General features: G+C 65.6%; 24 protein-coding genes. 11 read left to right on the forward strand and 13 right to left on the reverse strand.

What is annotated here, in order from left to right; translation table 11 throughout:
• Positions 1-73: 73 nt before the first annotated feature.
• Together J2R76_RS25045 and J2R76_RS25050 are read left to right on the forward strand one after the other, a co-directional pair.
• The gene (locus J2R76_RS25045) at positions 74-826 is read left to right on the forward strand and encodes an ABC transporter ATP-binding protein (RefSeq protein ID WP_050382508.1); all 753 of its coding nucleotides are present in this window, start codon (positions 74-76) and stop codon (positions 824-826) included.
• Positions 823-2,340, forward strand: coding sequence for a permease (locus J2R76_RS25050; RefSeq protein ID WP_253625143.1), 1,518 nt, complete (start codon positions 823-825; stop codon positions 2,338-2,340). Before J2R76_RS25045 ends, J2R76_RS25050 begins: the two co-directional genes overlap by 4 nt.
• Here J2R76_RS25050 and J2R76_RS25055 read toward each other — a convergent pair.
• Positions 2,324-3,274, reverse strand: a complete 951-nt coding sequence (locus tag J2R76_RS25055) for an alpha/beta fold hydrolase (RefSeq protein ID WP_057020095.1) — start codon at positions 3,272-3,274, stop codon at positions 2,324-2,326. The two genes, J2R76_RS25050 and J2R76_RS25055, sit on opposite strands and share 17 nt — an antisense overlap.
• 174 nt (positions 3,275-3,448) lie before the next feature.
• Between J2R76_RS25055 and J2R76_RS25060 the strand changes: the two genes are divergently transcribed.
• Positions 3,449-4,276 (forward strand): MBL fold metallo-hydrolase, encoded by an 828-nt coding sequence (locus J2R76_RS25060; protein ID WP_253625144.1) that lies wholly within the window; start codon positions 3,449-3,451, stop codon positions 4,274-4,276.
• 12 nt (positions 4,277-4,288) lie between these two features.
• Here the strand turns inward: J2R76_RS25060 and J2R76_RS25065 are convergent, their stop codons facing one another.
• Positions 4,289-4,912: an ABATE domain-containing protein gene (locus tag J2R76_RS25065; RefSeq protein ID WP_057020096.1), complete on the reverse strand. Its 624-nt coding sequence runs from the start codon at positions 4,910-4,912 to the stop codon at positions 4,289-4,291.
• A gap of 91 nt (positions 4,913-5,003) precedes the next feature.
• On the opposite strand from J2R76_RS25065, the gene J2R76_RS25070 reads away from it, so the two are divergent.
• The 3 genes from J2R76_RS25070 (at position 5,004) to J2R76_RS25080 (ending at position 8,085) form a co-directional block, all read left to right on the forward strand.
• Positions 5,004-5,948, forward strand: a complete 945-nt coding sequence (locus tag J2R76_RS25070) for an EamA family transporter (RefSeq protein ID WP_063790166.1) — start codon at positions 5,004-5,006, stop codon at positions 5,946-5,948.
• Between the two features lie 143 nt (positions 5,949-6,091).
• Positions 6,092-7,141 carry an amidohydrolase gene (locus J2R76_RS25075; RefSeq protein ID WP_076832638.1) on the forward strand — a complete coding sequence of 350 codons (1,050 nt, stop codon included), beginning with the start codon at positions 6,092-6,094 and terminating at the stop codon, positions 7,139-7,141.
• 11 nt (positions 7,142-7,152) lie between these two features.
• A complete protein-coding gene (locus J2R76_RS25080) occupies positions 7,153-8,085 on the forward strand; it encodes a GNAT family N-acetyltransferase (protein WP_253625145.1) in 933 nt (310 codons plus the stop codon).
• A 211-nt stretch (positions 8,086-8,296) separates the two neighbouring features.
• Here the strand turns inward: J2R76_RS25080 and J2R76_RS25085 are convergent, their stop codons facing one another.
• The 3 genes from J2R76_RS25085 to J2R76_RS25095 all read right to left on the reverse strand — a co-directional run bounded on the left by J2R76_RS25085 (position 8,297) and on the right by J2R76_RS25095 (position 11,479).
• Positions 8,297-9,553, reverse strand: coding sequence for an aminopeptidase (locus J2R76_RS25085; RefSeq protein WP_253625146.1), 1,257 nt, complete (start codon positions 9,551-9,553; stop codon positions 8,297-8,299).
• A gap of 114 nt (positions 9,554-9,667) precedes the next feature.
• The gene (locus tag J2R76_RS25090; protein ID WP_253625147.1) at positions 9,668-11,029 is read right to left on the reverse strand and encodes an adenylosuccinate lyase family protein; all 1,362 of its coding nucleotides are present in this window, start codon (positions 11,027-11,029) and stop codon (positions 9,668-9,670) included.
• 60 nt (positions 11,030-11,089) lie between these two features.
• The gene (locus tag J2R76_RS25095) at positions 11,090-11,479 is read right to left on the reverse strand and encodes a carboxymuconolactone decarboxylase family protein (RefSeq protein WP_083715163.1); all 390 of its coding nucleotides are present in this window, start codon (positions 11,477-11,479) and stop codon (positions 11,090-11,092) included.
• 136 nt (positions 11,480-11,615) lie between these two features.
• Between J2R76_RS25095 and J2R76_RS25100 the strand changes: the two genes are divergently transcribed.
• From J2R76_RS25100 to J2R76_RS25115, 4 genes are read left to right on the forward strand one after another with little or no spacing between them, the layout of a single operon-like run.
• The gene (locus tag J2R76_RS25100; RefSeq protein ID WP_253625148.1) at positions 11,616-12,575 is read left to right on the forward strand and encodes a tripartite tricarboxylate transporter substrate binding protein; all 960 of its coding nucleotides are present in this window, start codon (positions 11,616-11,618) and stop codon (positions 12,573-12,575) included.
• 19 nt (positions 12,576-12,594) lie between these two features.
• Positions 12,595-13,482, forward strand: coding sequence for an NAD(P)-dependent oxidoreductase (locus tag J2R76_RS25105; protein ID WP_253625149.1), 888 nt, complete (start codon positions 12,595-12,597; stop codon positions 13,480-13,482).
• Positions 13,479-14,459: a Gfo/Idh/MocA family protein gene (locus J2R76_RS25110; RefSeq protein WP_253625150.1), complete on the forward strand. Its 981-nt coding sequence runs from the start codon at positions 13,479-13,481 to the stop codon at positions 14,457-14,459. The genes J2R76_RS25105 and J2R76_RS25110 overlap by 4 nt, the downstream gene beginning before the upstream one ends.
• Before the next feature lie 6 nt (positions 14,460-14,465).
• Entirely contained in the window at positions 14,466-15,221 is a 756-nt protein-coding gene (locus J2R76_RS25115) for a GntR family transcriptional regulator (protein ID WP_168858223.1), read from the forward strand.
• Here the strand turns inward: J2R76_RS25115 and J2R76_RS40695 are convergent.
• Entirely contained in the window at positions 15,218-15,346 is a 129-nt protein-coding gene (locus J2R76_RS40695; protein ID WP_016847287.1) for a hypothetical protein, read from the reverse strand. The genes J2R76_RS25115 and J2R76_RS40695 overlap by 4 nt on opposite strands.
• 387 nt (positions 15,347-15,733) lie before the next feature.
• Between J2R76_RS40695 and J2R76_RS25120 the strand changes: the two genes are divergently transcribed.
• A complete protein-coding gene (locus tag J2R76_RS25120) occupies positions 15,734-15,910 on the forward strand; it encodes a hypothetical protein (protein ID WP_162832420.1) in 177 nt (58 codons plus the stop codon).
• A gap of 285 nt (positions 15,911-16,195) precedes the next feature.
• On the opposite strand, the gene J2R76_RS25125 is transcribed toward J2R76_RS25120, so the two are convergent.
• The 7 genes from J2R76_RS25125 to J2R76_RS25155 form a co-directional block, all read right to left on the reverse strand.
• On the reverse strand, positions 16,196-17,767 hold the full coding sequence (locus J2R76_RS25125) for a serine hydrolase (protein ID WP_253625151.1): 1,572 nt from the start codon (positions 17,765-17,767) through the stop codon (positions 16,196-16,198).
• A gap of 103 nt (positions 17,768-17,870) precedes the next feature.
• Positions 17,871-18,788 carry a DMT family transporter gene (locus J2R76_RS25130; protein WP_253625152.1) on the reverse strand — a complete coding sequence of 306 codons (918 nt, stop codon included), beginning with the start codon at positions 18,786-18,788 and terminating at the stop codon, positions 17,871-17,873.
• Positions 18,789-18,986: 198 nt separating this feature from the next.
• On the reverse strand, positions 18,987-19,253 hold the full coding sequence (locus tag J2R76_RS25135) for a hypothetical protein (RefSeq protein ID WP_141340539.1): 267 nt from the start codon (positions 19,251-19,253) through the stop codon (positions 18,987-18,989).
• A gap of 432 nt (positions 19,254-19,685) precedes the next feature.
• Positions 19,686-20,456, reverse strand: a complete 771-nt coding sequence (locus tag J2R76_RS25140; RefSeq protein WP_076832663.1) for an SDR family NAD(P)-dependent oxidoreductase — start codon at positions 20,454-20,456, stop codon at positions 19,686-19,688.
• Positions 20,457-20,577: 121 nt separating this feature from the next.
• Positions 20,578-22,242, reverse strand: a complete 1,665-nt coding sequence (locus J2R76_RS25145; RefSeq protein WP_253625153.1) for a thiamine pyrophosphate-binding protein — start codon at positions 22,240-22,242, stop codon at positions 20,578-20,580.
• 209 nt (positions 22,243-22,451) lie between these two features.
• Positions 22,452-23,255, reverse strand: coding sequence for a dienelactone hydrolase family protein (locus J2R76_RS25150; RefSeq protein ID WP_225163114.1), 804 nt, complete (start codon positions 23,253-23,255; stop codon positions 22,452-22,454).
• A gap of 161 nt (positions 23,256-23,416) precedes the next feature.
• Positions 23,417-24,436, reverse strand: a complete 1,020-nt coding sequence (locus tag J2R76_RS25155; protein ID WP_253625154.1) for a L,D-transpeptidase family protein — start codon at positions 24,434-24,436, stop codon at positions 23,417-23,419.
• Positions 24,437-24,524 lie beyond the last annotated feature (88 nt).

The raw sequence follows: 24,524 nt of genomic DNA on the forward strand, positions 1-24,524 counted from the left end.
TTCACTGCACCGAAACGGTTTTTGTCCAAGCTTTGCGCAACCGACGAGCGAAATTCCGGATCGCCACCCCGCCATGACACCTGAACTGTCCGCACTCGCCGTGCGAGGGTTAACCAAGCGTTTTGACCGCCCGGCGGTCGACGCGCTCGATCTCACGATCCGTGTCGGTGAGTTCTATGCGCTGCTCGGACCGAACGGCGCCGGCAAGACCACGACGCTGCGCATGGTGGCGGGGCTATTGCGGCCCGATGCCGGCTCGGTTTCGATCCTCGGCATCGACGCGCTGGCCGATCCGGTCGCCGCCAAGCAGATCATGGCCTGGGTGTCCGACGAGCCGATGATCTACGACAAGCTGACGCCGCTGGAATATCTCGAATTCGTCGCCGGCCTGTGGGGCATCGATCCGCGCACGTCGGAGAGCTCGGCGCGCGATCTCCTGGTGTCGCTCGGGCTCGAGCCGCATCTCAACGAGCGCTGCGAAGGCTTCTCCAAGGGCATGCGCCAGAAGGTGGCGCTGGCCGGCGCGCTGGTGCACGATCCCCGCCTGATCATTCTCGACGAGCCGCTGACCGGCCTCGACGCGCTGTCGGCACGTCACGTCAAGGGACTGCTGCAGGAGCGCGTCCGCGCCGGCTGCACCGTGATCATGACGACCCACATTCTCGAAGTCGCCGAGCGGATGGCCGACCGGATCGGCGTGATCGCGGCCGGCAGGCTCATTGCCGAGGGCACGCTGGCCGAGCTGCGCGCGCAGAACGGCCGCAACGACACCACCCTCGAGGACATGTTCATCGCGCTGGTCGATACCGAAGCGGCGGCCGCGTGAGCTCGGTCGCCCACCTCACCTGGTTCGTCCGCCACGAATTCCGCCTGGCGTGGCGCGAATGGCTGGCGATGATGACCGGCGGCCGGCGCCGGCGCAATCGCGCCGTGATCGGCCTCTTGGTCTTCGCGGCGATCCTGCATCTGCCGGCTTATGCCGTGGTCAACCGCTATTCCGACTTGCGGTTTCCGCTCGACCCGTCGTCGCTGATCGTGCTGACCGCGACGATCTTCCTGGCCTGGGCGCTGATGCTCTCGCAGGCGATCGAGTCAGTGACGCGCGTGTTTTACGCCCGCGCCGATCTCGATCTGATCATGTCGTCGCCGGCAAAACTCACCAACATCTTCTCGATCCGGATCGCCGCGATCGCGCTGACGGTGAGCAGCATGGCGCTGTTGCTGTCGACGCCGTTCATCGACGTGCTGGTCTATCTCGGCGGCCCGCGGTGGCTCGCCGGCTTCGGCGTCGTCCTTGCGATCGGGCTGTCGGCGGCAGCCGCCGCGATCGCCGTCACCGCGTTCCTGTTCCGCCTGATCGGGCCGAGCCGGACGCGGCTGGTGGCGCAGGTCGTCTCCGCCGTGATCGGCGCCGGCTTCGTCATCGCGCTGCAGGTCGTGGCCGTGCTGTCCTACGGCACGTTGTCGCGCTTTGCCTTCCTGACCTCGGAAACCGCGGCGCGAATTGCCCCCGCCCTCGGCAACCTGCTGTGGTGGCCGGCGCGGGCATCGCTCGGCGACCTCGAAATCATGATGCTGCTGCTCGCCGCGGCGCTGGTGATGCTCGGCGGCGTGATGGCGATATTCGCACCGCGGTTTGCCGATACGGTCGCCAGCGTCGCCGCCAATCCAGCTGCGGTGACGCGGGGACGCGCCCGCGCGTTCCGGGCGGGCTCGCGGCAGCAGGCGCTGCGGCGCAAGGAATTCTTGCTGCTGCGTCGCGATCCGTGGCTGCTGTCGCAGACCCTGATGCAGATGCTCTATCTGTTGCCGCCGGCGCTGATGCTGTGGCGCAGCTTCTCCGGCACGTCGACCGCGATCGTGCTGATTACGCCCGTCATCGTAATGGCCGCAGGCCAGCTCGCCGGCGGGCTCGCCTGGCTGACCATCTCCGGCGAGGACGCGCCCGATCTGGTGGCGACCGCGCCGCTGCCGCCGTCACGCGTGACCCGCGCCAAGGTCGAGGTGGTCCTGATCGCAATCGCCGTTATCTTCGCCCCGCTGGTGGCCGCGCTGGCGTTTGCCTCGCCAGGGCAGGCCGCGGTCACGGCGATCGCGATCCTCATCGCGACCGGATCCGCCGCCGCGGTCCAGCTCTGGTTCCGCGCGCAGGCCAAGCGCAGCCAGTTCCGCCGGCGCCAAACCTCCTCCCGTATCGCCACCTTCGCGGAAGCCTTCTCCTCGATCGGCTGGGCCGCAACCGCGGCGTTGGCCCTGACAATCCCGACGGCCGCGCTGGTCAGCGGCATTCTGACGCTGCTGACGCTTGCCATCGCCTGGAAGATCAGCCCGCGGCGCTAGCCTTCATCACCTCGATCACCGCCGCGGCAAACGCCTCGGGCGCTTCCTGCGGCAGATTGTGGCCGGCATGCGGAATCAGGCGATGGGCAAGGCGGCCGGTGTACTTTGCCGCGGTGCGACTGCCGTCGGTCGCGAACGTCACGCCGTCGTCGGCGCCGTCGAGCGAGATGGCGGGGACCCTGATGACAGGCAATGTGTCGAGCCGCCGCTGCAAATCCGCATATTGCGGATCCCCGTCGACAACGCCGTAACGGTGCCGATAACTGTGGATCACGACGTCGACATAATCAGGATTGTCGAACGCAACCGCGGTCCGCTCGAAGCAGGCGTCGTCGAACGCCCAGCTCGGCGACCATTGCGACCACAGGATTTTGGCGATGCCGCGCCGGTTGGCGGCGAGCCCCGCCCGCCCCCGCTCGAGCTGGAAGTAGTACTGATACCAAAGCGGCACCTCGCGATCAGGCGGCGCCGGCACCATCGCATGCGCGATGTCCTGGATCATGTAGCCGTTGGTGCAGACGAGTCCGATGCATCGTTCCGGCCACAGCGCCGCACCGATCGATGCGGCGCGGCCGCCCCAGTCATAGCCGGCGAACACCGCGCGCGCGATGCCGAGCGCGTCCATCAGCGCGATCAAGTCGGCGCCGACCGCCGCCTGCTCGCCCGAGCGCGGCGTCGCCTTGTCGCGGAACGCCGTCGGTCCGTAGCCGCGCAGATAGGGCACGATGACCCGACAGCCTTGCGCCGCCAGCATGGGCGCGACGTCCACATAGGAATGGATGTCGTAGGGGAAGCCATGCATCAGCAGCACGGCCGGCCCAATGGAGGGGCCCGCTTCGTAATAGGCGATGTTGAGCACACCGGCGTCGACATGGCGCAATGGCTCGAGCCGTTTGGTCGAAGGCGCGCGCTGCGAAGAGACGGTATCAGTCACGCAGAACTCCCTGATCTCGATCGTTTGCGCGGCATCCTAGCGTGTCCCGACGCAATAATCGCCCGGCTCGTGTTGCAGCCCGCGCCATGGAGCGATGCACGGGCCTCATCATGACGGCGCGCCAATTGCGCGCTACTCTTCCGTCCGCGGATGCCGCCGCAGACGGAACAGGTCATGCTGAGATTGCTCGCCGCGCTCGTCTTGCTGGGATCATTGACCGGTCACGCCTTCGCGCAGGACGCCCAGCGCAGCGAATGCCTGGCGATGGCAAATGCGCCGCCGCGCGCCGTTCCCGTGAGCTACCGCCGCGTCGCGGACAAGAACGCGACCAAGTCCGACGAAGTCGCGATCACCTATGCCGGCCATTCGACCTACTATATCGACACGCCCGGCGGCATCCGGATCGCGACCGACTACAACGGCGTCTATCGGACCGGGCGGCTGCCCGACGTCGCGACCATGAACCGGGCCCACGCGACCCATTACACGCTGTTTCCCGACCCCAAGATTCCCCACGTGCTGCATGGCTGGGGCGAGAACGGCCAGGCCGCGCATTACGCCGAGCGCATCGGCGACGTCTATATCCGCAACGTCACCACCGACATCCGCCGCTACTGGGGCGAAGACCCCGGCGGCGAGATGATCAAGGACGGCAATTCGATCTTCATCTTCGAGGTCGCCGGCCTCTGCATCGGCCATCTCGGCCACCTCCACGTCAAGCTCGACGACAGCCATTTCGCCGCGATCGGCCGGCTCGACATCGTGATGGTGCCGATCGACGGCACCTATACGATGTCGCTCGACGGCATCTCCGAAATCACCAGGCGATTGCGCGCCGCCGTCGTGCTGCCGATGCACCGCTTCGCCACCCCGCTCGACGAGTTCATGCGCCTGATCGGCCAGCAGTTCGAGATCGATCGCCGCGGCGGCGAGCGCACTTTGCGGATTTCACGCGACACTCTGCCGGCGACGCCGACGGTGATCATCCTCGACGGGGTGTGAGGCTCAACGGACTCATTCCTCCGCCGCCTGGCTGCGCCGGTAGTGCCGCCGCGATTTGGCAAGATTGCCGCAATCGCCCATCGAGCACCACCGCCGGTTCTGAGTACGGCTCTCGTCAACGAATAACCAACCGCAACCCCGCTCATCCTGGCACTGCTTCACCCTCAGCGCACGGGGCCCGGTCAGAAGGCTCACCGCCGACCATGCGATCGGCTTGAGCAGCGTCTCGGGCGCAACTTTCCCGGCTGTCGGCAGCCACCGCAGGGTGTCGCCGACAGGTGCGAGCGCAACACCGCCCAACGCGGCTTCAAGGTATCGGTTGATATCGGCCAGCGCCGTCGGATCGATCCGGCCGCCTCCGATGCGGGCGATAAAGATCCTGTAGAGCGCCTCGCGCAGACCATGCGCCGCATTCAGAAAGGCATCGGCCTCGTGCGGTGAGGTTTTCCATCGCGCCCTGAGCTGCGCGGCGATCCGGCGATCCGCCAGTTCGGCATCGACCAGCCATTTCAGAATGGAATCCGAGGTCGCGATCCGATCCTCAACCAGGTCGCGGAGACGCCATGCGACGGTATTGACGAACTTGATGCTGAGCTCTTCCCGGGACGACGCCTCAGGCGAAGGAACGCGCGGCATGGTCCAGCAACTCCTTTGGAACGCATAACCCCTTAATGGGTTGGATTTGATAACCCATTAAGGGGTTAGAATCTAGCTCGGGAAGCCCCGTATGCCCAAGCGCCTTTTGATTGTCGGCGCGTTCGCCGCCATCTATCTGCTTTGGGGTTCCACCTACTTCGCGATCGCGCTCGGCTTGAAGTCGATCCCGCCGTTCCTGCTGATGGGCCTTCGCTCGCTTGGCGGCGGCCTGATCCTGATCGCGCTGAACGGGGCTGACGTCACGCGCGTTTCGCGGTGGAACTGGCTGACCGCAGCACTCTGCGGCGTGCTGTTCTTCGTCGGCTGCCATGGTGTTCTCGCTTATGCCCAGCAATCGGTTCCGTCCGGCATCGCCGCGATCATGCTGGCTACGATCCCGTTCTGGGTGTTGCTCATCGATTTCCTGTATCCGCAAACCCGGCGTCCCGCGACCATGACGCTGGCCGCATTGCTGCCCGGCCTTGCTGGTGTGGCAATCGTGGGCTGGCAATCGGCCGAACAGGGCCATTTCAGTATCCTTCCCATTCTGCTGCTGCTCGCTGCGGCGTTCTCCTGGGCGATGGGCACGGTGCTGTCGCGTCGGACTTCGGATCATGGTTCGCCAACATTGTCGTCAGGCATGCAACTGTCGATCGGCGGCGCGGTCCTGTTTGCAATCAGTCTTGCGTCCGGTGAACTGGAAGGCTTCTCGCCGCGCGGCGTTTCGGCGCCCTCGCTCGCGGCCGTGATCTATCTCGCCATCGCCGGCAGCGTCATCGGCTTCACGGCATTTCGCTGGCTGCTAGACAATGTGTCGACGTTCATGGTCTCGACCTACATCTTCGTCAACCCGATCATCGCCGTGCTGCTCGGCACGCTGATTCTGGGCGAGCCGTTTTCCGTCACGATGTTGTTTGGAGCGCTTCTTGTCATCGCCTCGGTCATCATCACATGGCGCGCCGAGCAGGCATCGCCGGCATCGGGGAGGCAAGCTCAGTCGATGACATGGTCGCGACCGGCAATACGGTCGGGTTGACCGGCACGCGCAGACGTACGCATGCCTCCTCAGGCAGAGGTCAGGCAGAGGCCCGGGTTTGACGCGCTCGTGCGGCTCGTTATCCTCCCCAAAGCCGACATGGTATCGGCGGCCGACAAGAGCAAGAACAGGGAGCATCATCGATGGCCAGCACTCTGCCCGCCTCCGCCAGCGGGCTCTATGCCAATCCGCGCGAAGACTGGCTCGCCCAATACACCGAGGAGATCATCGATCCGGCCCGTCCGATCGTCGATCCGCATCACCATCTCTGGGACCGCGGGGGCTTGCGCTATCTGATCGAGGAGATGCGCGACGACATCGCGTCCGGCCACAACATCGTGGCCACCGTCTATGTCGATTGCCGGTCGATGTACCGCGCCGACGGTCCGGAGGCGTTCCGTCCGGTCGGCGAGGTCGAGTTCGCCAACGGCGTCGCGGCGATGGCGGCGAGCGGCGGCTACGGCAAGGCGGCGATCTGCGCCGGCATCGTCAGCCACGTTAACCTTCTGATCGGCGATCAGGCCAAGGCGGTGCTGGAGGCGGAGATTGCCGCCGGCAACGGCCGGTTCCGCGGCATCCGCCACTCCTCGGCCTGGGATGAAGACCCCAACGTCGCGCATATGTACGCGAACCGTCCGAAGGGCATTCTGCTGGACTCCACCTTTCGTAGGGGGTTCGCCTGCCTGGCACCGCTCGGCCTCAGCTTCGATGCCTGGTTGTTCCACCCGCAGATCGGCGAGCTGACCGACCTCGCCCGCACCTTCCCCGACACTCGGATCGTGCTCGATCATTGCGGCGGGCCGGTCGGCACCGGCCGTTTCGCCGGCAAGCGCACGGAGACCTTTCCGGTCTGGCAGGCGTCGATCCAGGAGATCGCCAAATGCCCGAACGTCGTGGTCAAGCTCGGCGGGCTGGCGATGTGCCTGCTCGGCTACGACTTCCACCTCCGCCCCAGGCCGCCCTCGTCGGAGGAACTTGCTGCCGCCTGGCGGCCTTATGTCGAGACCTGCATCGAGGCGTTCGGTCCGGACCGTTGCATGTTCGAGAGCAACTTCCCACCTGATAAGGGGCAATGCAGCTACCAGGTCATCTTCAACACCTTTAAACGGCTTGCATCACAATATAGCGAAGCCGAAAAGACGGCGTTGTTCTTGAAGACGGCAAAGGATGTCTATCGGCTCGATATCGGGTAAGCTCTCGACTCATGGATGACGGCATCACCATCCGGCCGCTTCGAGAGGCTGATGCGGAAGCGGTGGTCGAACTTTACGCAAAGGCAGCCGCGGTGGAACCGCGGCTAGGCCCTGTCACGCTGCCGCAATGGGACCAGTTCCTGAAGCTGCCGCAGAACCGCGGCGGGCGCGACTTTCGCGTAGCCGAGCGCGATGGCGTGCTCGTCGGCCTCGCCGAGTCGTCGTTGCGCGACCAGGGCGCGCATCACACCCGATTCCTCAAGATCGTCGTGGCGCCCGAGATGCGCCGCCGCCGGATTGGCCTCGCGCTGTTCGACGAGGTGCTTGGGATCGACGCCGACGCCGATCTCACCGTTCAGACGCTGGTGAGCAGCGACTGGCCGGCCGGAATGGCCTTCGTGGCCGCCTTCGGCTTTGTTCATGTCGAGTCCGAGATCGGGATGAAGTGCGTCGAGCCGTTGCAGCCGGCGCGCACGCTCGCGGCCGCGCGCGCCACCATCGAGCAGGTCAGCGACGTCACCGCCTGCGCGGGCGAGGTCGCGCGCATCCATAACGCCGCCTATGCGTCGGACGCCGCCTTCCGCCTGTACTCGCGGGAAGAGATGGCGCAGGTCCTGACCGAGAGCGAAGTCTGGATCGCGTCGGAGGATGGACAGATGTCGGGCTTCTGCCTGACCGAACTGGAGCGGAACTCGATGTGGATCGAGTCGGTCGCCGTCGACCCGGTGCGGCAGGGACGCGGGCTCGGCCAGCTGCTGGTTTATCGCGTGCTGGCCGCACACGACGTATCGGTCGAGCACCCGTGCTGGCTCAACGTCTCGAGCCGCAACGCTCCCGCGCTGAAGATCTATCGCCGGCTCGGCTTCCGGCCGCAGCACGAGACCTGCCGCTTCAGCGCGCCACGCTGCGACCTGCTCGCCGCGCGGGGGCGGAGGTTTCAGTAGAGCGCGATGAGATTGGGTCGGTAGCGACGGCGACGGGATTGCGCTCCCTCGCCCCGTTCTTACAGAGGGTTGGGGTGAGGGGCCTCTCCACATATTCGGTGACAGCTGCATTCGCGGAGGCGCCCCCTCACCCGGATCGCATCTGAAGATGCGATCCGACCTCTCCCCGCACGCGGTCGCACGCGGGGCGAGGTGAAGAGCGTCGGCCCCCTTACGCCCACTCGCCCTTGCGGAACACCGGCACGCTGCGACCGTCGGCATGGATGCCGTCGATATCGGTGTGGGCGGAGCCGATCATCCAGTCGATATGGATCAGGCTCTTGTTGCCGCCCTGCTCGGCGATCTGCTGCGGCGTCAGCTTGTCGCCATTAACGAAGCATTTCGAGTAGCACTGGCCGAGCGCGATGTGCGAGGCGGCGTTCTCGTCGAACAGCGTGTTGAAGAACAGCAGCCCGCTCTTCGAGATCGGTGAGGAATGCGGCACCAGCGCGACCTCGCCGAGGCGGCGCGCGCCCTCGTCGGTGTCGAGCACCTTCTTCAGCACTTCCTCGCCGCGCGAGGCCTTGGCCTCGACGATGCGGCCTTCCTCGAACTTGACCGAGATATTGTCGATCAGCGTGCCCTGATAGGACAGCGGCTTGGAGCTGACGACGTGGCCGCTGACGCGGCGGCAGTGCGGGGTGGTGAAGACTTCCTCGGTCGGGATGTTGGCATTGCAGACGATGCCGTTCTTGGCAGTCGACGCACCGCCCTCCCATTCATGACCGTCGGCGAGGCCGATCGTGAGGTCCATGCCGGGTCCGGAATATTTCAGCGCGTGGAAGCGCTGGCCGTTCAGCCATTCGGTGCGCTCGCGGAGCTTCGCATTGTGCTGTGCCCAGGCGGCGACGGCGCCATCCTGATCGACGCGGGAGGCGGAGAAGATCGCATCGGCAAGCTTGGCCACCGCGACGTCCTCGGCATCGTCGGGGAACACCTGCTTGGCCCAGGACGTGCTCGGATAGGCGATGATGTTCCAGTTGGTGTCGAAATTGACGATCTTCTCCAGTGCCGGCTGGTAGGCGATCGAATTGGCCTTGCTGGCGCGCGCCACCTTGACCGGGTCTTCGCCCGACAGCAGCATCGGATTGTCGCCGACGATCGCAAGCCGCGCGGTGTTGGCGCCGAACGCCTTCGCCATGCCCTCATAGAGCCAGCTTGCGGCGCGATCGAAACTCGCATCGTTGGCGTAGCGGTAGCGCGCCAGCGTGAGCTCCTCGTCCGAGAAGAATGGCGTCACGAGACCCGCACCGGCCTTGTAGGCATGCTCCACCACCCGCCGCACCAGCGGCATCGCTCCGGCGGGCGCCGTGAGCAGCAGATCCTGCCCCGGCTGCAGCTGCAGGCCGACCTTGATCGCGACTTCGGCGAGCCGGTCGAGCTTCACGGGATCGATCGATGCGGAAAGGTTGCGTTGATGTGCGGTCATGAAGCGCCGTGTCGTTTGAGGAACCCTCGGGATTCGTAGTCCAATTCGATCCGCATCCGCAAGGTTCCTGCCCGCCGCGCCCGATCACGCGACGGCGAGCAATTGCCTCGAATTTTACCGCTTCACCGAGGCCAGCACCCGGTCGACCATCTGCGGCGCCAGGCCGAGATAGTTTTTCGGCGCGGTGAGGCGGTCGATCGTCGCCCGATCGATCCGGCTGGCAACGCGATCATCCGCCGCCAGCGCCTCGGTCAGCGTCAGGCCCTTGTCGTTGGCGAGGCGGCAGGCGTCATAGACCACGTCATGCGCTTCCTGCCGGCCGATCGAAGGCGCGAGGCCCATCATCACGGCTTCGGCCACGATCAGCCCGCGGCTGATGTCGAGATTGTCGGCCATCCGTTGCTCGTCGACGATCAGACCGCCAAGCGCCAACCTCGCCTGGTGCAGCGCGCCCGCGGTCAGCACGAAGCTTTCCGGGATCGCGATCCATTCGGCGTGCCACGGACCGGTGGCGCGCTCGAAATCCTGCACCATCGCATCCAGCATCAGGCCGGCATGCTGGCGCACCGCCTTGGCGGCGGCGAGCATCAGCTCCGACGAGATCGGGTTGCGCTTTTGCGGCATGGTCGAGGACGCGCCGCGCCCTTTGACAAACGGCTCGTAGACCTCGGCGAACTCGGTCGACGCCATGATCATGATGTCGAGTGCGATCTTACCGAGCGTTCCCGTGACCAGCGCGAGGAAATTCACCGCTTCCGCCAGACCGTCGCGGGCGACATGCCAGGTCGAGACGGGCACGCCGAGCCCGAGTTCCTCGCACAGCGCCCGCTGAACCTCGAATCCCTTGTCGCCGAGCGAGGCCAGCGTGCCGGCGGCGCCGGCGAACTGGCCGACCAGCACGCGCGGTTTCAGCTCCACAAGCCGCGCGGCGTGGCGATCGAACGCGGCTAACCAGATCGCGGTCTTGTAGCCGAACGTCACCGGCAGCGCCTGCTGCAGATGGGTGCGGCCGGCCATCGGCGTGTCGCGGTATTTTTTCGAGAGATCGGCGAGGATGCCGCGCAGCGCACCGATGTCGTCCTCGATGATCTTCAGGCCGTCGCGGAGCTGCAGCACCACGGCGGTGTCCATGACGTCCTGCGTGGTCGCGCCCCAATGAACGTAGCGGCCGGCCTCGCCGCACTGCTTGGCCATCTGATGCACCAGCGGCAGGATCGGGTAGCCGACGACGTCGGTCTCCTGCCGCAGCAGATCGAAATCGAGCGCGGCAACATCGGTACGTTTTGCGATCTCCGCGGCGGCTTCAGCGGGAATCACGCCGCAGCGCGCTTCGGCCTTCGCCAGCGCGACCTCGACCTCGGCGTAGCGCTCGATCAGCCGCAGGTCGGAAAACACCTCGCGCATCTCGCGCGTGCCGAAGGCATCGCGAAACAATACGGAATCGAGCATGGTGGTCGAGGTCGGGAAGGCGGACATGGGCAAATCCTGTTGCCGGTCGCAGACGGCAACGTCCCTATCACGGCAAGGGCCCGTGCCCTACCCCTCCGGCGGCGCCTCGCCGAACACCTCGGCTGCAATCTTGCTGGTCTCGATCGCGGCCGGAATGCCGCAATACATCGCGACCAGCAGCAGCACGTCCTGCACCTGCGCGGCGGTGCAGCCATTGGCCAGCGCGCCCTTGGCATGGACGCGGAACTCGGCCGGCTTGCTGCTCGCCGCGGTGATGCCGAGCATCACGAGGCTGCGGATCTGGTCGGACAGCCCGCTACGCTCCCAGACGTCGCCGTAGACATAGGCATTGATGATGTTCTGCAGCGGCGTGCCGAAGTCACCCGCAGCCGCCATCCGCTTGGCGACATCGACCTCGCCGAACATCTTCTGGCGCCGGCGCAGTCCGCGCGCATGGAGATCGCTGATGTCCACCATCGTCGTCGGGCTCCCTGAATGGGCTATTTATACGGATAAATATGACACACCTCAACATTCCTGCGGTCCAAATGCTTGCCTTTCTGATGTATTTGTCCGTATAAATTTGCAAAAGCAGACACGGGAGGAGACCGGGATGAAGTTACGGCTGGGGCTGCTCGTCGTCCTGCTTGCGACGCTTCCCATCCTGCCGGCTTTCGCCGCCGACGATTTCCCGCAACGGCCGCTCAAGATCATCGTGCCGTTCCCGGCCGGCGCCGGCCCCGACAATGTTGCGCGGCTGGTCGGCCAGCATCTGCAGGACGCGTTGGGCCAGACCGTGCTGATCGAGAACCGCGCCGGCGCGCTCGGCAGCATCGGCGCCCAGGAGGTCGCCCGCAGCGCGCCCGACGGCTACACGCTGTTGATGGGCACCAACACCACCCATGCCAGCAACGTCGCGACGCTGAAGAGCCTGCCCTACGACCCGGTGAAGGATTTCGCACCTGTCATTCGCACCACCACCACGGCGATGGTGCTGCTGGTCAATCCCAAGCTCGCGGCCAGGGACCTGCCGCAGTTCCTCAGCTACGCCAAGGCCAATCCCAACCTGACCGCGGGCTACGGTTCCGGCGCATCGCAGATCTCGATCGCCCAGCTGCAATCGCGCGGCGGCCTGTCGCTGGTCGCGGCGTCGTATCGCGGCGTCCCGCAGGCGATGACCGACGTGATGGCGGGGGTGATCGATCTCACCTTCGGCGACTTCTCGGTCGCGATCCCGCAGATGCAGGGCGGCACCTTGCGCGGCATCGCCGTGACGTCGGCGACCCGCAACGAGCTGACGCCCGGCCTGCCCGCGCTCGCCGAAGCGATGCCGGGCTTCGAGGCCACGATCTGGTACGGCCTGTTCGCGCCCGCGGGCACGCCGGAACCCGTGGTCAGCAAGCTCTACGCCGAGTGTGCGAACTACCTCGCGATGCCGGAGACGAGGAAGAAGCTCGCCGATGTCGGCGTGATGGTGGCGCCGCTCGCGCCCGCCGAGTTCGGCGCCTTCGTCAGGAGCGAGGTCGTGCGCTGGTCGGCAGAGGTCAAGGCGGCCGGCATCCAGCCGCAATAAAGCGAGGCGGCGTCGCATCATGGCTTGCGAGACACCTGTCGGCATGATTGGCCTCGGGCTGATGGGATCGGCGCTCTCCGCGCGGCTGATCGACGCCGGCATCGGGGTGATCGGCTTCGACATCGACGCGGCGAAGACCGATGGCCTGAGAGCCAGCGGCGCCGAGTTCGCAGCGTTCGCCGCCGACGTCGCGGCGCGCTGCCGGACCATCGTCATCGCGGTGTATGACGCGGCCCAGGTCAGGACGCTGCTGCCGGACCTCGCCAACGCGACGTCGCCGCCGCGCGTCATCTGCACCACCACCTGCGCGCCGGGTGAGATCGTGGCAATCGCCGAATTCGCCTCCCGCTCGCGCCTCGCCTTCATCGAAGCGCCGATCTCGGGGACCAGCGCCGAGGTCCGGGCGGGCACGGCCACCGCGCTGGTCGCCGGCGATGCCGACATCATCGACGCCGCCGCGGCGACGCTCGACATTCTCTGCCCGCAGCGGGTCAATGTCGGCGCGATCGGCAATGCCAGCCGCACCAAGCTCGCCATCAATCTGATCCTGCAGAACAACCGCGCCGCGCTGGCCGAGGGCATCGCCTTTGCGGAAAGCCTCGGCCTCGACGGCGCGGCGTTCCTTGCGACCGCGCGGCAATCGGCGGCATATTCCAAGGTGATGGACAGCAAGGGGCCGAAGATGCTGGCGCAGGATTTCTCGCCGCAATCGCATATCGCGCAGACCTTGAAGGATGCCGAACTGATTCTGCGGGAGGCCGGGCGGCACGGCCTGCCCTTGCCGCTGACCTCGGTGCAGGCCGAACTGCTGCGCGCGGCGATCGCGCTTCAAGGGCCGGACAACGACAGCGCCGCGGTCATCGAGGCGATCCGGGCCGGCCGCGGCCACGGTGAGGGACAATCATGATCAACTGTGCGATCGCAGGCCTCGGTCGATGGGGCCGCGCACTGGTCCGGGCCGCGCGCAACGAGCCGCGGCTCAGGATCGTCCGAGCGGTGGAACCCGACGCCAACGGCGCCGCCGGCTTTTGCGAGGCGCACGGCCTTTCCATCGCGGCGAGCCTGGACGATGTCCTCGCCGACCCTCGCATCGATGCCGTCCTGCTAGCGACGCCGCATTCGCTGCACAAGGGCCAGGTGATCGCGGCAGCCGGCGCCGGTAAGCAGGTGTTTTGCGAGAAGCCGCTGGCGCTTCGGCGCGCCGATGCCGCAGAGATGTTCGCGGCGTGCCGCAGCGCCGGCGTGGTGCTCGCGGTCGGGCATAACCGCCGGTTCTGGCCGTCGATGCAGGCGCTGCGCGCGATCACAGCCAGTGGCGAGCTCGGCACCATCCTGCATGTCGAGGGTCACAACAGCAACGAGAACTCGCAGGCCATCACACAGGGCTGGCGGCTGTCGCCCGAGGAATCGCCGGGCGGCGGCCTGACCGGCGCGGGGCTGCATGTGCTCCACGGCTTCGTCAACCTGCTTGGTCCCGCGCGCCAGGTCTATGCCCGGTTGAGTGCGCGCGAGGCCGGACCGCCGCCGCTCGACACTGCAACCTTGGCGATTGAATTTGTGAATGGCGTGAGCGCAACCCTTGCGACAATTCGCGCAACACCGTTCTATTGGCGCGTGCATGTGTTCGGAACGAAGGGATCCGCCGAGGTGCTCGACGAACAGACGATGGTGCTGCGGAAATCCGGCGAGGCGCCTGCGACGACGCGCTATCCGGCAATCGACACCCTCACCGCGGAACTATCGGCCTTTGCCGACGCCGTCGAAGGCAAGCAGCCGTTCCCGGTGCTCGAGGCAGACGTGCTGGCGACGCTCGCCGCGTTCGAGGCCGCGCTGCAGTCGATGCAATCGGGACATCCGGTCGTCTGCCATACGGCATACCAGTGATCCGCCATGTCTGAACAACCGGACCGAGCGCGATCGTCCCGCTACCGCGACATCGCCACCGGACTGCAGAAGGACATCCGGCTCGGCACCTACGCGGTCGGCAATCTGCTGCCGACCGAGACCGAGCTGATGGCGAGCTATCAGGCCAGCCGGCAGACCGTGCGCGAGGCGCTGCGCATCCTGATCGACCAGGGCCTGATCGTGCGCCGCGCCGGCCTCGGCTCGGTGGTGATCGCATCCGAGCCGCCGGTGCTGTTCACCCACAGCGTCAAGTCGCTCGGCGAGTGGCTGCGTTATTCCAACGAAACCTACCGCGAGGTCGTTGCGAGCAGCGACATCGTCGCCGACCGCAAGCTGGCCGGGCTCTTGAAATGCGAGCCCGGCAAGAGCTGGTTCCTGATCGAGGCGGTGCGCCGCTCCGACCAGTTCGCAGCCCCGCTCGGCTGGGCCGAGATCTACGTGCTGCGCAGGTTCGCCGATGTCGCGACCCGGCCCGACCACGGCCGCACCCCGGTGCATGAGCAGATCGCCAGGATGTACGGCCAGGTCACCGAGCGCGCGCAGATGGAAATCTTCGTGCGGGGCATGCCGGCGCCGATCGCCAGGGCGCTCGGCGTCAAGACCGGCTCGCCGGCGCTCACCGTGGTACGCCGCTACTACGGCCAGCGCGAGGAACTGTTCGAGGTCACCATCACCACGCACCCCGAGGGGCGCTACACCTACACGATGGATATGCAGCGCTCGCTGCGGCCGAAGCTCTAGCGCACCCGGGCCAGATGGGTGCTGGCAGAGGTGTGTGCCGTCTGCGGGGTGCCGCTCACGCCCCAGATCGCGACCGCAATCAGCGCGGCCGCCCAGACATAAGGCACAGCATTCAACTTCTTCATTTCCGGGATCATCCCCAACGTCTCAGCAGGACCGACCGACCTCTCGACCCAGGTCGTGAATCTCACCACCGCAGTCCTCAGCGTCTCACCAGGCAGCCGTCCTTCACAACGCTACTAAGGTTAGACCTTGTCGGTTTCAGGACGCCTTCGTGCGAATCCGGAAATGATTTCGTCGGAACCGGGCTCTCTTATCCGAATTGATGAGACGGCGGGCCGAAGGGGTCCGGCTCCATTCGAGGCAACACTTAAGAGAATTTTCTGCCCAAATTTGAATCAGACGCACAGCAAACCTTCCAAAGATGCACCCACTGAATTCTTTTTGATTGTCGCCCCGACTCCCGCCGTGCGATCAGGGCCTGCGACACTGTGATGACAAGGGCTTCTCCCGTGACTGCCGAACCGGCCAAACCGCAAGGCGACTCCCGTCGCCGCTCCAAGGAAACCCAGGACGAGGTGGCGCGGTCGCTGGAACGGGAATTGAAGCTGCTGACGGAAGAGCGCCAGGAGCGCGCGCTCCGGTTCGGCCTCGACATTGCGGGCAAGACGCCGAAGGTGGACCAATAAGGTCGCCGCCGCGCTGAGAGCCTCGGGCGCATAGTTTCCTTAGCATTGTCGATTCGCGCGGCCGTCTGCCATGGCCGGTGTGCGTGTTGGCGTACGCCGGTCGTGATTTCCTGCGATCATGCCGCCAAGGTCGCTGCGCGGGCACGACGCCTTCTGCACTATTGCACGACCAGTCCCAGCTACAACGTCCGCCGCGGCGTATGGGTCCCGGCCTTCGCCGGGACGACGCGAAGGAAGCCGAGCTTCACGTGCCCGAAATGGACAGGGACGCGGCCCGCGCTCGAGCTATTGCGCGCCCGGCGCTTCAGCGTCGGCCTTAACGTCACGGCCGAAGCGATCCTTGCCGCTGAGCCGGGCCTTGCCGCCATCGAACGACAGCAGCCATCGGCGGTCGGTATCGCCGCCGACCAAACGCAGATCGATCGCGAATGTCTGGTTGTCCTGCCACGTCCCTTTCAGCGCCATCACGCCGAGCGCCGTCGGTTGACCGAGACGGTAGGCACCGTCGAGCCCGATCGGTCCCGCCAGTGTCGTCACCGGCCTCGCCGAATCCGGCGTCGCCGTTTCGAGTTCGTAGTGCGCGGGCTGATCCGTCAGATGCAGCGTCAGTGCCCGCAAATTGAAGCCATTGGCCGGGAAGCGCCAGGTCTTGCCGGAGATGGCGGCGGCCGTCTCGGGCACGGCACCAACCGTCGACAGCTTCTCGGTTGCGATATCGCGCAACGCGCCCGCGAGCTGATTGCCGCCGACGGAGTTCACCGGCAGCGCCGTGTCGGATTTGACCGCGCCCGAAATCTCGTCGGCCATTCTGCCGAACGAGCAATAGTCGCGCGCGGTCACGACGGTGACGATGTCGAGCGCGGGAAACAGCATGAGGAGCTGGCAGCGGTCGCCGACCGCCATGACAACCTGCCGCTGCGGCATGAGCCAGAAGAAATTGGCGTAGCGCAACGATGAGTCGAACGAGGCGTGCATCTCCGTCGTCGCATGCCTGATGCGGTCGACCCAGCCGGTCACCAGCAAGCGCTGCCCGTCCCATTCACCGTCATGCAGATAGAGCAGACCGATCCTGGCCGCGTCGCGCGGCGCGAGCTGAAGCCCGCCGCCGCCCTGCGTCAGTCCGGGACCGATGCTGTGCCAGTACGGCGCGGCTATCCCGAGCGGGCGAAACAGTTTGGTCACCGCGTAGTCCCGCGCGCTCATGCCGGTGAGCTTGTTGATGATCGCAGCCAACAGCTGCGCATTGCCGGTGTTGTAATCAAACGCCTCGCCCGGCGCCTTCGCCATCGGGCGGTCGAGGATGTACTGGATCGCATCAGGGCTGCGCCCCCACTCGATCAGCGAGTCCGGTCGGCCACCCTCAACGCCTTCGGTCCAGGCCATTCCCGAGGTCATGTCCAGCATGGTCTGGACCGTGATCGCCCGCTTGCGGTCGTCGAGATTGGCGATGGTGCGATCGCCGAAGAAATCCACCATGCGATGGTCGAGGCTGTCGAGCACGCCATCCCTGAGCAGCATCGCGACCAGCGTTCCGGTCACCGCCTTGGTGACGGAATTGAACAGATGCGGGATCTCCGGCGTGTAGGGCGCATAGTAGGCGTCGAGCACGATCCGGCCATGCCGCGCGATCAGGAGGCTATCGAGACTGTGGTCCGCGCCAAAATTGACGAGCCGCGCCAGCGCGGCGGAATCCATCCCCTGCTCTTCCGGCGTCGAGGTCTGCCACTGCCAGGTCTGCCACTGCGAGGTCTGCGGCATCGGCTCGGCGGCGCCTTGCGCCCGGGCTGCGCCCGACAAAGCCGAAGCTGCAAGCACGAGCCCTGCAAGCATCGGCAGCGCCAAACGTTGAACTTGCATCGGCGTCTCATTGCGACACGGCGGAGAGCCGCACCATCCGCGATCCCTCGCTTGCTTGTCAATCGCCGCCGCGACCGCGCGCCAATCAGGACGGGCAAGCCGTCTAGCGCTGCCGCTGCGCGAGATAGAATCCGGCCAACACGGCGGCCAATCCGGCCGCCTGCAGCGTGGTTGGTGGCTCGCCGATCAGGAGCCATCCCAACAGCAGGGTCAGCACCGGCACGGTCGCAGGAAATACGGCTGCGCGGGCAACGCCGAGGCGCTGGATCGACACCGCGAACAGATACATCGCCGCGGGCCCGGCCAGGATGCCCTGGGCGATGGCCTGCAGCGTGTTTTCATGCAGGCCGATGGCCGCATCGCGAGCGAGCCCACCCGAGGCGGCATAGAGTGGAAACAGCGAGAGCGACAGCACGCTGATGACGCTGGCCACGGAGAATGCCGAGACACGCCAATAGCGCACCAGCGTGGCGAAGCCCGCGAACATCAAGCCGGTCGCAACGAAGATCAAATCGCCGATCACGGCGCTCGGCCCCATATGGCCGATCGACTCGCTGCCGATCACGGCAAGGCCGACGACGATGACGACAGCGCCGGCCGCCCGCGAGAGCGAGACCGATTCCTTCAGCAAAACGACCGCGAGAAACAATCCACCCAGCGTCGCGCAGGACGGCTGGATCACGCTGCCATGCCCCAGCGGCACGAACATGAAGCCGGCATAGCTGATCAGCGACATCACCGGCCCGCCGAGCAGCATCAGCGCCATGCCGCGGCCCCAGCCGATGCCGCAGAGATCGCGGAGGCCGGCGCGCACAACGAGCGGCAGGAAGACGATGCCCGACCACAGGAAGCGATGCATCAGCAGGTCGACCGGTGTGAAACCGACCTTCAGGCCGTGTCGGGTCGCCACGAAGCCGAGCGCCCAGCACAGCGCCGCACCGAGGCCGCATGCGACCCCGAGCAGGATGGCTTTCGTATCCGGAAGAGCTGCAGCCTTGGCGATGGCCGAACGTTCGTTCATCGCGAACGACTACGTTAGTGCCGGAAGCGGATCAACCCATCGATACGCACGGCTGGTTGGCGCAAGCCTGCCAGGGTCCGCTTGGATCAAGCTCTGACGTCATTCCGCGCTGCCGCGATGTCCGCTTGCTGCAAAGGGCGAGCTCGAGGGCCGGTTCACCCTAAGGGAAGCTGGCCTTTCACAGACAAGACGTGGGACTTACTTCCGCGGTTCAACCACGGTTTTTGTCGATCCGTCCGGCGCTCCCTGCATTCCCGGCGGGCTTTGACCTTGCGGGCTTTCCGGCGGCGCACCACCTGATTTTGTTTCAAGTGGCCCGGTCCAACCTTGTGGCTGCAATTGACCTTTTTCTTCCGGTGCCGAGCGCCCCGTTGCCGTGTTCACGTCCTTGTTGGGATCGGCCTGGGCTAGCGCGAATCCACACGACAACGCCCAGCCAATCGTCGTCATCAGAATGATCCTCATTCCGACCTCCCTTGGCTAATCGTACCAAACAGGCTGGACCGGCTTCGGTTCCGTTTGCCGAAGGAGGCGACCAAAACCGGCGTCAAACGATGCCCGCTATGGGTCCAGCAGCGGACGTTCGGATGTGGAGCATCAGTCTTAAGCCGCGGGCGAGCCGCTGCGTTGAGGAAACAGCCGAGGTGCCCCCTCAGGAAGTAACTCGCAAGCCTGGAGCACGCCGTAGACGAGCGCTGCTAAAATGATGAAACTGACAATGCGATTGAGTTTGAACACCAAATCTCGAAGCTCTTCGTTGCCAAGCGCCATATTGCCCGAGATGCATCACTCGCAGCAAGAGCACCGAGGCCACGAAGATCAACGCCGCCATCATGCCGCGACGATCGAATGCTTGTACAACCGGGCCACCAACGTAAACAAAGGCCCTTCGGAAGATCAGGCGGCGCTGTAGCCGCCGTCGACCACGTGCGATGCGCCGGTCATGAACGACGCCTTGTCCGAGCACATCCAGACCACGGCTTCGGCGATTTCCTCGGGCACGCCCAGGCGACGGACCGGCACTTTGGCGATGATCTCGTCGTAGCGTTCATCCATCGTCTCCTTTGTCATCGGCGTCTTGATGTATCCGGGATTGACGCAATTCACGCGGATGCCGTCCTGGGCATATTCGATCGCGGCGGACTTGGTCAGCCCGACGACACCGTGCTTGGTCGCGACATAGTGGCCGGACGTCGCGAGGCCGACCAGGCCTGCGATCGAGGCCGTATTGACGATGGCGCCGCCACCGCCCTGTTTGAGCATTTGCGCGACCTCGTATTTCAGGCACAGGAACACGCCCATCAGGTTCACCGAAAACATCTTGGCCACCGAGGCTTGCGTGAGTTCATGAATGCGCTGGCCGGGCGGGCCGACGGAGCGCCCGGCAACGCCGGCATTGTTGAACGCACAATCGATGCGCCCGAACGCCGAAACCGTGCGGGCCACCATGTTCGCGACGTCGGCCTCGTCGGTGACGTCGCCCTGGATCGCGATCGACTGGCCGCCGGCGGCATTGATCAGCGCGACCGTCTCCTCGATGCCGTCCTTCGAGAGGTCCGACACCGCCACGCGCGCGCCTTCACGCGCCATGGCAATTGCCGTCGCCCGGCCGATGCCGGAGCCGCCGCCCGTCACCAATGCGGCCTTGCCGTCCAGAATGCCTGCCATGAGAGACTCCTCGAGCGCGATGAGAGTACGATGAAATTGGGCTGAATCATTAATGCGCATGAGCTCTTTGTTTGAGCATGTTCTTGTCGGAAAACCGCTTCGCACTTTTCCGGATCATGCTCTAGCGCTTGCCTTCGATTGCGATCTCGACGAGGTACGGCCGATGCGCCGCGACAGCCTTTGCGACGGCACCGGCAATGTCGTCGGCCTTCTCGACCCTGACCGCCTCGACGCCCATGCCGGCCGCGAGATGCACGAAGTCGAGCGCGGGGCCGGTGATGTCCATGTTCTGATAGGGATGCTGGGTACCGGCCTCAAAGTTCTGGCGCCAGACGTCCACATTGTGCTTGAGGATGCGGTACTCGCGGTTGGCCAGCACCACAAACACGATCGCAAGCCTGTGGTGCGCGGCGGTCCACAGCGCCTGGATCGCGTACATCGCCGAGCCGTCGCCGGAGATCGCGACCACCGGACGATCCGGCATCGCGACCTTGACGCCGATCGCCCCGGCGAGGCCCTGGCCGATGCCGCCGCCGCGGCCGCCGAAATAATCGCCGAAGCCGCGATAGTCGAAGGCGCGCGCGAGATCGAGGCTCGCGGTGATGCTTTCATCAACGATGACGACATCATCGGGCAGGCCGCGACGAAGCTCCGCGGTGACACGCGGCATCGCGGTCGGCTGCCGGTCCCGGCTTTTCTCGACCCGCGCGCGATAAGCCTCCTTCTCCTTCGCCTGCAATTCGGCCAGCGCGGCATTGCGGTTCTGCGCGGCCTGCCTGAAGTCCGCGCTGGCCTTTGCACGCACCGCCTCCGTCAAGGCACCGACGCTGACGGCGATGTCGCCGACGATGCCGGCATCGAGCCGGTTGTTGAGCGCGAGACGCTCGGCCGAGGCTTCGATCTGCAGCACGGACGCGCCGTCAGGGATGTGGCCGCCAGGCGCAAACCAGATGTCCTCAAAGAACGGGCCGCCGACCAGCAGCACGAGATCGGCATCGCCGAGCGCCTTGCGCACCTGCCTTGCGTCGCCCGGAAGCGACTGACGATAGCTCGGATGGCTGGTCGGGAACGGCGCGTGATGGCGGAGCCCCTCGAACCACACGGTGGCGCCGATCGCTTCCGTGAGCACCACCAGCGCCTGCTCGCCGCCCGATCGTGCCACGTCGTCGCCAGCGATGATGGCCGGCTTTTTCGACTTCAGAAGCAGCGCGACAAACGCTTCGATGCCGGCCGGATCGGGGCGCGGCGAGCGCCACAAATTGTCCGGCGCCAGAGCATCGACCGCGGTCTCCTGTTCCATGACGTCGATCGGCAGCGACACGAACACCGGCCCCTGCGGCGCATCGGTCGCCACCTTGAACGCGCGGCGCATGATCGGCGCGATCTCGTCGGCGCGCTCGATCTGCACGCTCCACTTGGTCACCGGCACCGCCATCGCGACGAGGTCATGGCCGAGCAGCGGATTCTTCAGCCGCATTCGCGTATCCTGCTGGCCGGCCGTCACGACCACGGGCGAACCCGCCTTCAGCGCGCCGTACAGCGAGCCGATGCCGTTGCCGAGGCCGGGAGCGACGTGCAGGTTCGCGACCGTGACACGCCCCGACGCCTGCGCGTAGAAGCTGGCGGCGCTGACCGCGACACCTTCATGCAGCGCCATGATGTATTCGAGTTGCGGAAATGCCGGCAGGCTGTCAAGCAGTGGCGTTTCGGTCGTGCCAGGATTGCCGAAGATATGACGCACGCCGTGCGACACGAACGATTCCATCAGCACACGACGCCCGCGCATCCGCTCCCTCTCGATTGTTCTGATCCGTTTTGCGCATCATCGGCCGGGGAGCGCCCCGTGGCAACCGTGCGAGACGGCCAGCATCCGCGCGCCCGGCTGCGTCTTCCGCATGGCTTCAAGGCGCAGCCGCGCCAGCGAGGCCGCGGCCCTGCCACTTCCGCGGCCGAACCAGCCAAAGAAACGGGCCACCGTTTAGGTGGCCCTTTTGCTTATTTCTTGAGGTTGGCGGCAAACAGCTTGGCGGCTTCGGCCTTGGATTCCTGATCGGCCTTGGCGTCGTATCTGAGCGGCAAATTGAACTTCTTGCCGAGCTCGGTGGCTTCGGGGTTGGTGAACGCGTGAACCGCGCCGGGATACTCGACGATGCGGTAATCGGCCTTCGCGGCGTCGAAATCCTTCTTCAGCGCATCATACTGCTCGCGCTTCACGAACGGGTCGTCCGCGCCGTTCAGGATCAGGATTTTCGCCTTGACGGTGCCCGGCGCCGGTGCGGGGGTGTTGAGACCGAGCGAGGCGTGGAAGCCCGCGACGGCGGCAAGATCGGCGCCAGTGCGCGCCATGTTCAGCACCACCGCGCCGCCGAAGCAGTAACCGACGGCGCCGATCCGCTGCGGATTGACCGAGGCCTGCTTGGCGAGTTGCTCGCGCGCGGCATTGAAGCGCTGCTCCATCACCTTCGGGTTCTTCATCACCGAGCCCGAGAGCGCGCCGGCATCCTTCGGGTTGTCGGCAGTCTTGGCGTCGCCGTACATATCCGCGATGAAGGCCACGTAGCCCTGCTCCGCGAACTTCCGCGCCTCGTTATGGATATGCGGGGTGATGCCCCACCATTCGTGCACCATGACGATGCCGGGCCGCTTGGCCTGGGTCGCGTCGTCATAGACGACGAAGCCCTTCATCGTGGTCTCGCCGTCGGTATAGGTGACCGGCTCTTCCTTGACCGCTGCGTGTGCGCTCGCGACCATCGCGATGGCGCAGAGTGCTCCCACTATGTTCGTTATGATCGTTCGCATGCTGACCTCCTGCGGGTTTGGCACGACGCGACATTGGCATACCAGCGAATCCTGCGCTAGGCTTGGAAAGCGGAGCCGCTTCGCTCGCCGGCTGCGCATCATCTCCCGAGCGCGCCAACATTTCTGTCGGTTGCTGATCTGTGAACGATGTTGCGTCAAGGTCAGCGCGTCGCCGTTGCTGAGCTTGTCGCGCTATCGATGAACGCAACCGGCGTGCCCTTCGCGACACCGGCCGCGACGCGCTGCGCGTCCCAGTTGGTGAGCCGGACGCAGCCGTGAGACTCCGCCTTGGAGACCTTGCCGGGATCGGGCGTGCCGTGAATGCCATAGCCTTCGCCCGAGAGGTTGATCCAGACCACACCGACCGGGTTGTTCGGACCGGGCCTGATCGTGAACGGCGTCTTCGATCTGACGCCCTTGAACGCGTATTTCGGATTGTAGCGATAGGTCGGGTTCTTGTTGATCGCCGTCACCTTGAGCGTTCCGCTCGGCGTCGGCTTCTCCGCGCTGCCGACGGTCGCAGGATAGAAGCCGAGCAGCTTACCTGCTGCATCGAACGTGCTGAGCGCCTGCCGCGTCTTGTCGACCTCGACGCGCGCGACCTGCGGCGGTTTTCCGGCGTCGACGACGTTGGCAACCGCAATGGTCTCGCCGGCCTTGTCGAACTTCTGTCCCGGATTGAGCGCCTGAAGCAGTGCTTCGCTCATGTGGAACTTTTCGGCGAGCGCTTCGCGCGGACTGGTATAACCCAGCGCCGGCAGGCTCTTCATGCTCTCCATCCTCGCGGGAATCCTCTTCGCGAACGGCCCCTTCACGTCGGCGTCGACGATCGTGTAGCTGACGATCGCAGGCCCCTCGCTGGCGGTTGTGAGCCCGCTCCAGAGCTCCGGCGTCACCGCCTTGTCGAAGGACAATCCATTCGCGTCGGCAAACGCCCGGAGCGCCTTCTGCGCGTTGTCGCCCAGCTTGCCGTCGATCTCGCCGGGAGAAAAATGCGCGCGGTCGAGCAGGATCTCGAGCCTGGCAACGAAGGCGTTGAGCTGACGACGGTCCGGCAATTTTGCCGGCGGCGCCGCCACGTCGTTGATCGCGGCCGCATCAAGACCCGCGGCCACCGCCGGCGCGGCCGACACAAGCGAAAGTGCAATCGCAAAACGTGCAACGGAAAACGGTCGGAACATCGTGCATCCCAACGTGATCATCTTCCGTAAAGCTACGGAAAGCGTCGAAGTTCCAATGCGAACAGCGGCGAAGTTCCACGGCGGAACA

This window comes from Bradyrhizobium sp. USDA 4532, from assembly GCF_024171315.1.
In the GTDB taxonomy this organism is placed as follows: domain Bacteria; phylum Pseudomonadota; class Alphaproteobacteria; order Rhizobiales; family Xanthobacteraceae; genus Bradyrhizobium; species Bradyrhizobium australafricanum.

What these genes read in the sequence shown, in the direction of transcription:
- J2R76_RS25045 (WP_050382508.1), top strand. Translation starts at nt 74, where the DNA reads ATGACACCTGAACTGTCCGCACTCGCCGTGCGAGGGTTAACCAAGCGT.
- J2R76_RS25060 (WP_253625144.1), top strand. Translation starts at nt 3,449, where the DNA reads ATGCTGAGATTGCTCGCCGCGCTCGTCTTGCTGGGATCATTGACCGGT.
- J2R76_RS25065 (WP_057020096.1), bottom strand. Translation starts at nt 4,912, where the DNA reads ATGCCGCGCGTTCCTTCGCCTGAGGCGTCGTCCCGGGAAGAGCTCAGC.
- J2R76_RS25070 (WP_063790166.1), top strand. Translation starts at nt 5,004, where the DNA reads ATGCCCAAGCGCCTTTTGATTGTCGGCGCGTTCGCCGCCATCTATCTG.
- J2R76_RS25075 (WP_076832638.1), top strand. Translation starts at nt 6,092, where the DNA reads ATGGCCAGCACTCTGCCCGCCTCCGCCAGCGGGCTCTATGCCAATCCG.
- J2R76_RS25080 (WP_253625145.1), top strand. Translation starts at nt 7,153, where the DNA reads ATGGATGACGGCATCACCATCCGGCCGCTTCGAGAGGCTGATGCGGAA.
- J2R76_RS25085 (WP_253625146.1), bottom strand. Translation starts at nt 9,553, where the DNA reads ATGACCGCACATCAACGCAACCTTTCCGCATCGATCGATCCCGTGAAG.
- J2R76_RS25090 (WP_253625147.1), bottom strand. Translation starts at nt 11,029, where the DNA reads ATGTCCGCCTTCCCGACCTCGACCACCATGCTCGATTCCGTATTGTTT.
- J2R76_RS25095 (WP_083715163.1), bottom strand. Translation starts at nt 11,479, where the DNA reads ATGGTGGACATCAGCGATCTCCATGCGCGCGGACTGCGCCGGCGCCAG.
- J2R76_RS25100 (WP_253625148.1), top strand. Translation starts at nt 11,616, where the DNA reads ATGAAGTTACGGCTGGGGCTGCTCGTCGTCCTGCTTGCGACGCTTCCC.
- J2R76_RS25105 (WP_253625149.1), top strand. Translation starts at nt 12,595, where the DNA reads ATGGCTTGCGAGACACCTGTCGGCATGATTGGCCTCGGGCTGATGGGA.
- J2R76_RS25110 (WP_253625150.1), top strand. Translation starts at nt 13,479, where the DNA reads ATGATCAACTGTGCGATCGCAGGCCTCGGTCGATGGGGCCGCGCACTG.
- J2R76_RS25115 (WP_168858223.1), top strand. Translation starts at nt 14,466, where the DNA reads ATGTCTGAACAACCGGACCGAGCGCGATCGTCCCGCTACCGCGACATC.
- J2R76_RS40695 (WP_016847287.1), bottom strand. Translation starts at nt 15,346, where the DNA reads ATGAAGAAGTTGAATGCTGTGCCTTATGTCTGGGCGGCCGCGCTGATT.
- J2R76_RS25125 (WP_253625151.1), bottom strand. Translation starts at nt 17,767, where the DNA reads ATGCAAGTTCAACGTTTGGCGCTGCCGATGCTTGCAGGGCTCGTGCTT.
- J2R76_RS25130 (WP_253625152.1), bottom strand. Translation starts at nt 18,788, where the DNA reads ATGAACGAACGTTCGGCCATCGCCAAGGCTGCAGCTCTTCCGGATACG.
- J2R76_RS25135 (WP_141340539.1), bottom strand. Translation starts at nt 19,253, where the DNA reads ATGAGGATCATTCTGATGACGACGATTGGCTGGGCGTTGTCGTGTGGA.
- J2R76_RS25140 (WP_076832663.1), bottom strand. Translation starts at nt 20,456, where the DNA reads ATGGCAGGCATTCTGGACGGCAAGGCCGCATTGGTGACGGGCGGCGGC.
- J2R76_RS25145 (WP_253625153.1), bottom strand. Translation starts at nt 22,242, where the DNA reads ATGCGCGGGCGTCGTGTGCTGATGGAATCGTTCGTGTCGCACGGCGTG.
- J2R76_RS25150 (WP_225163114.1), bottom strand. Translation starts at nt 23,255, where the DNA reads ATGCGAACGATCATAACGAACATAGTGGGAGCACTCTGCGCCATCGCG.
- J2R76_RS25155 (WP_253625154.1), bottom strand. Translation starts at nt 24,436, where the DNA reads ATGTTCCGACCGTTTTCCGTTGCACGTTTTGCGATTGCACTTTCGCTT.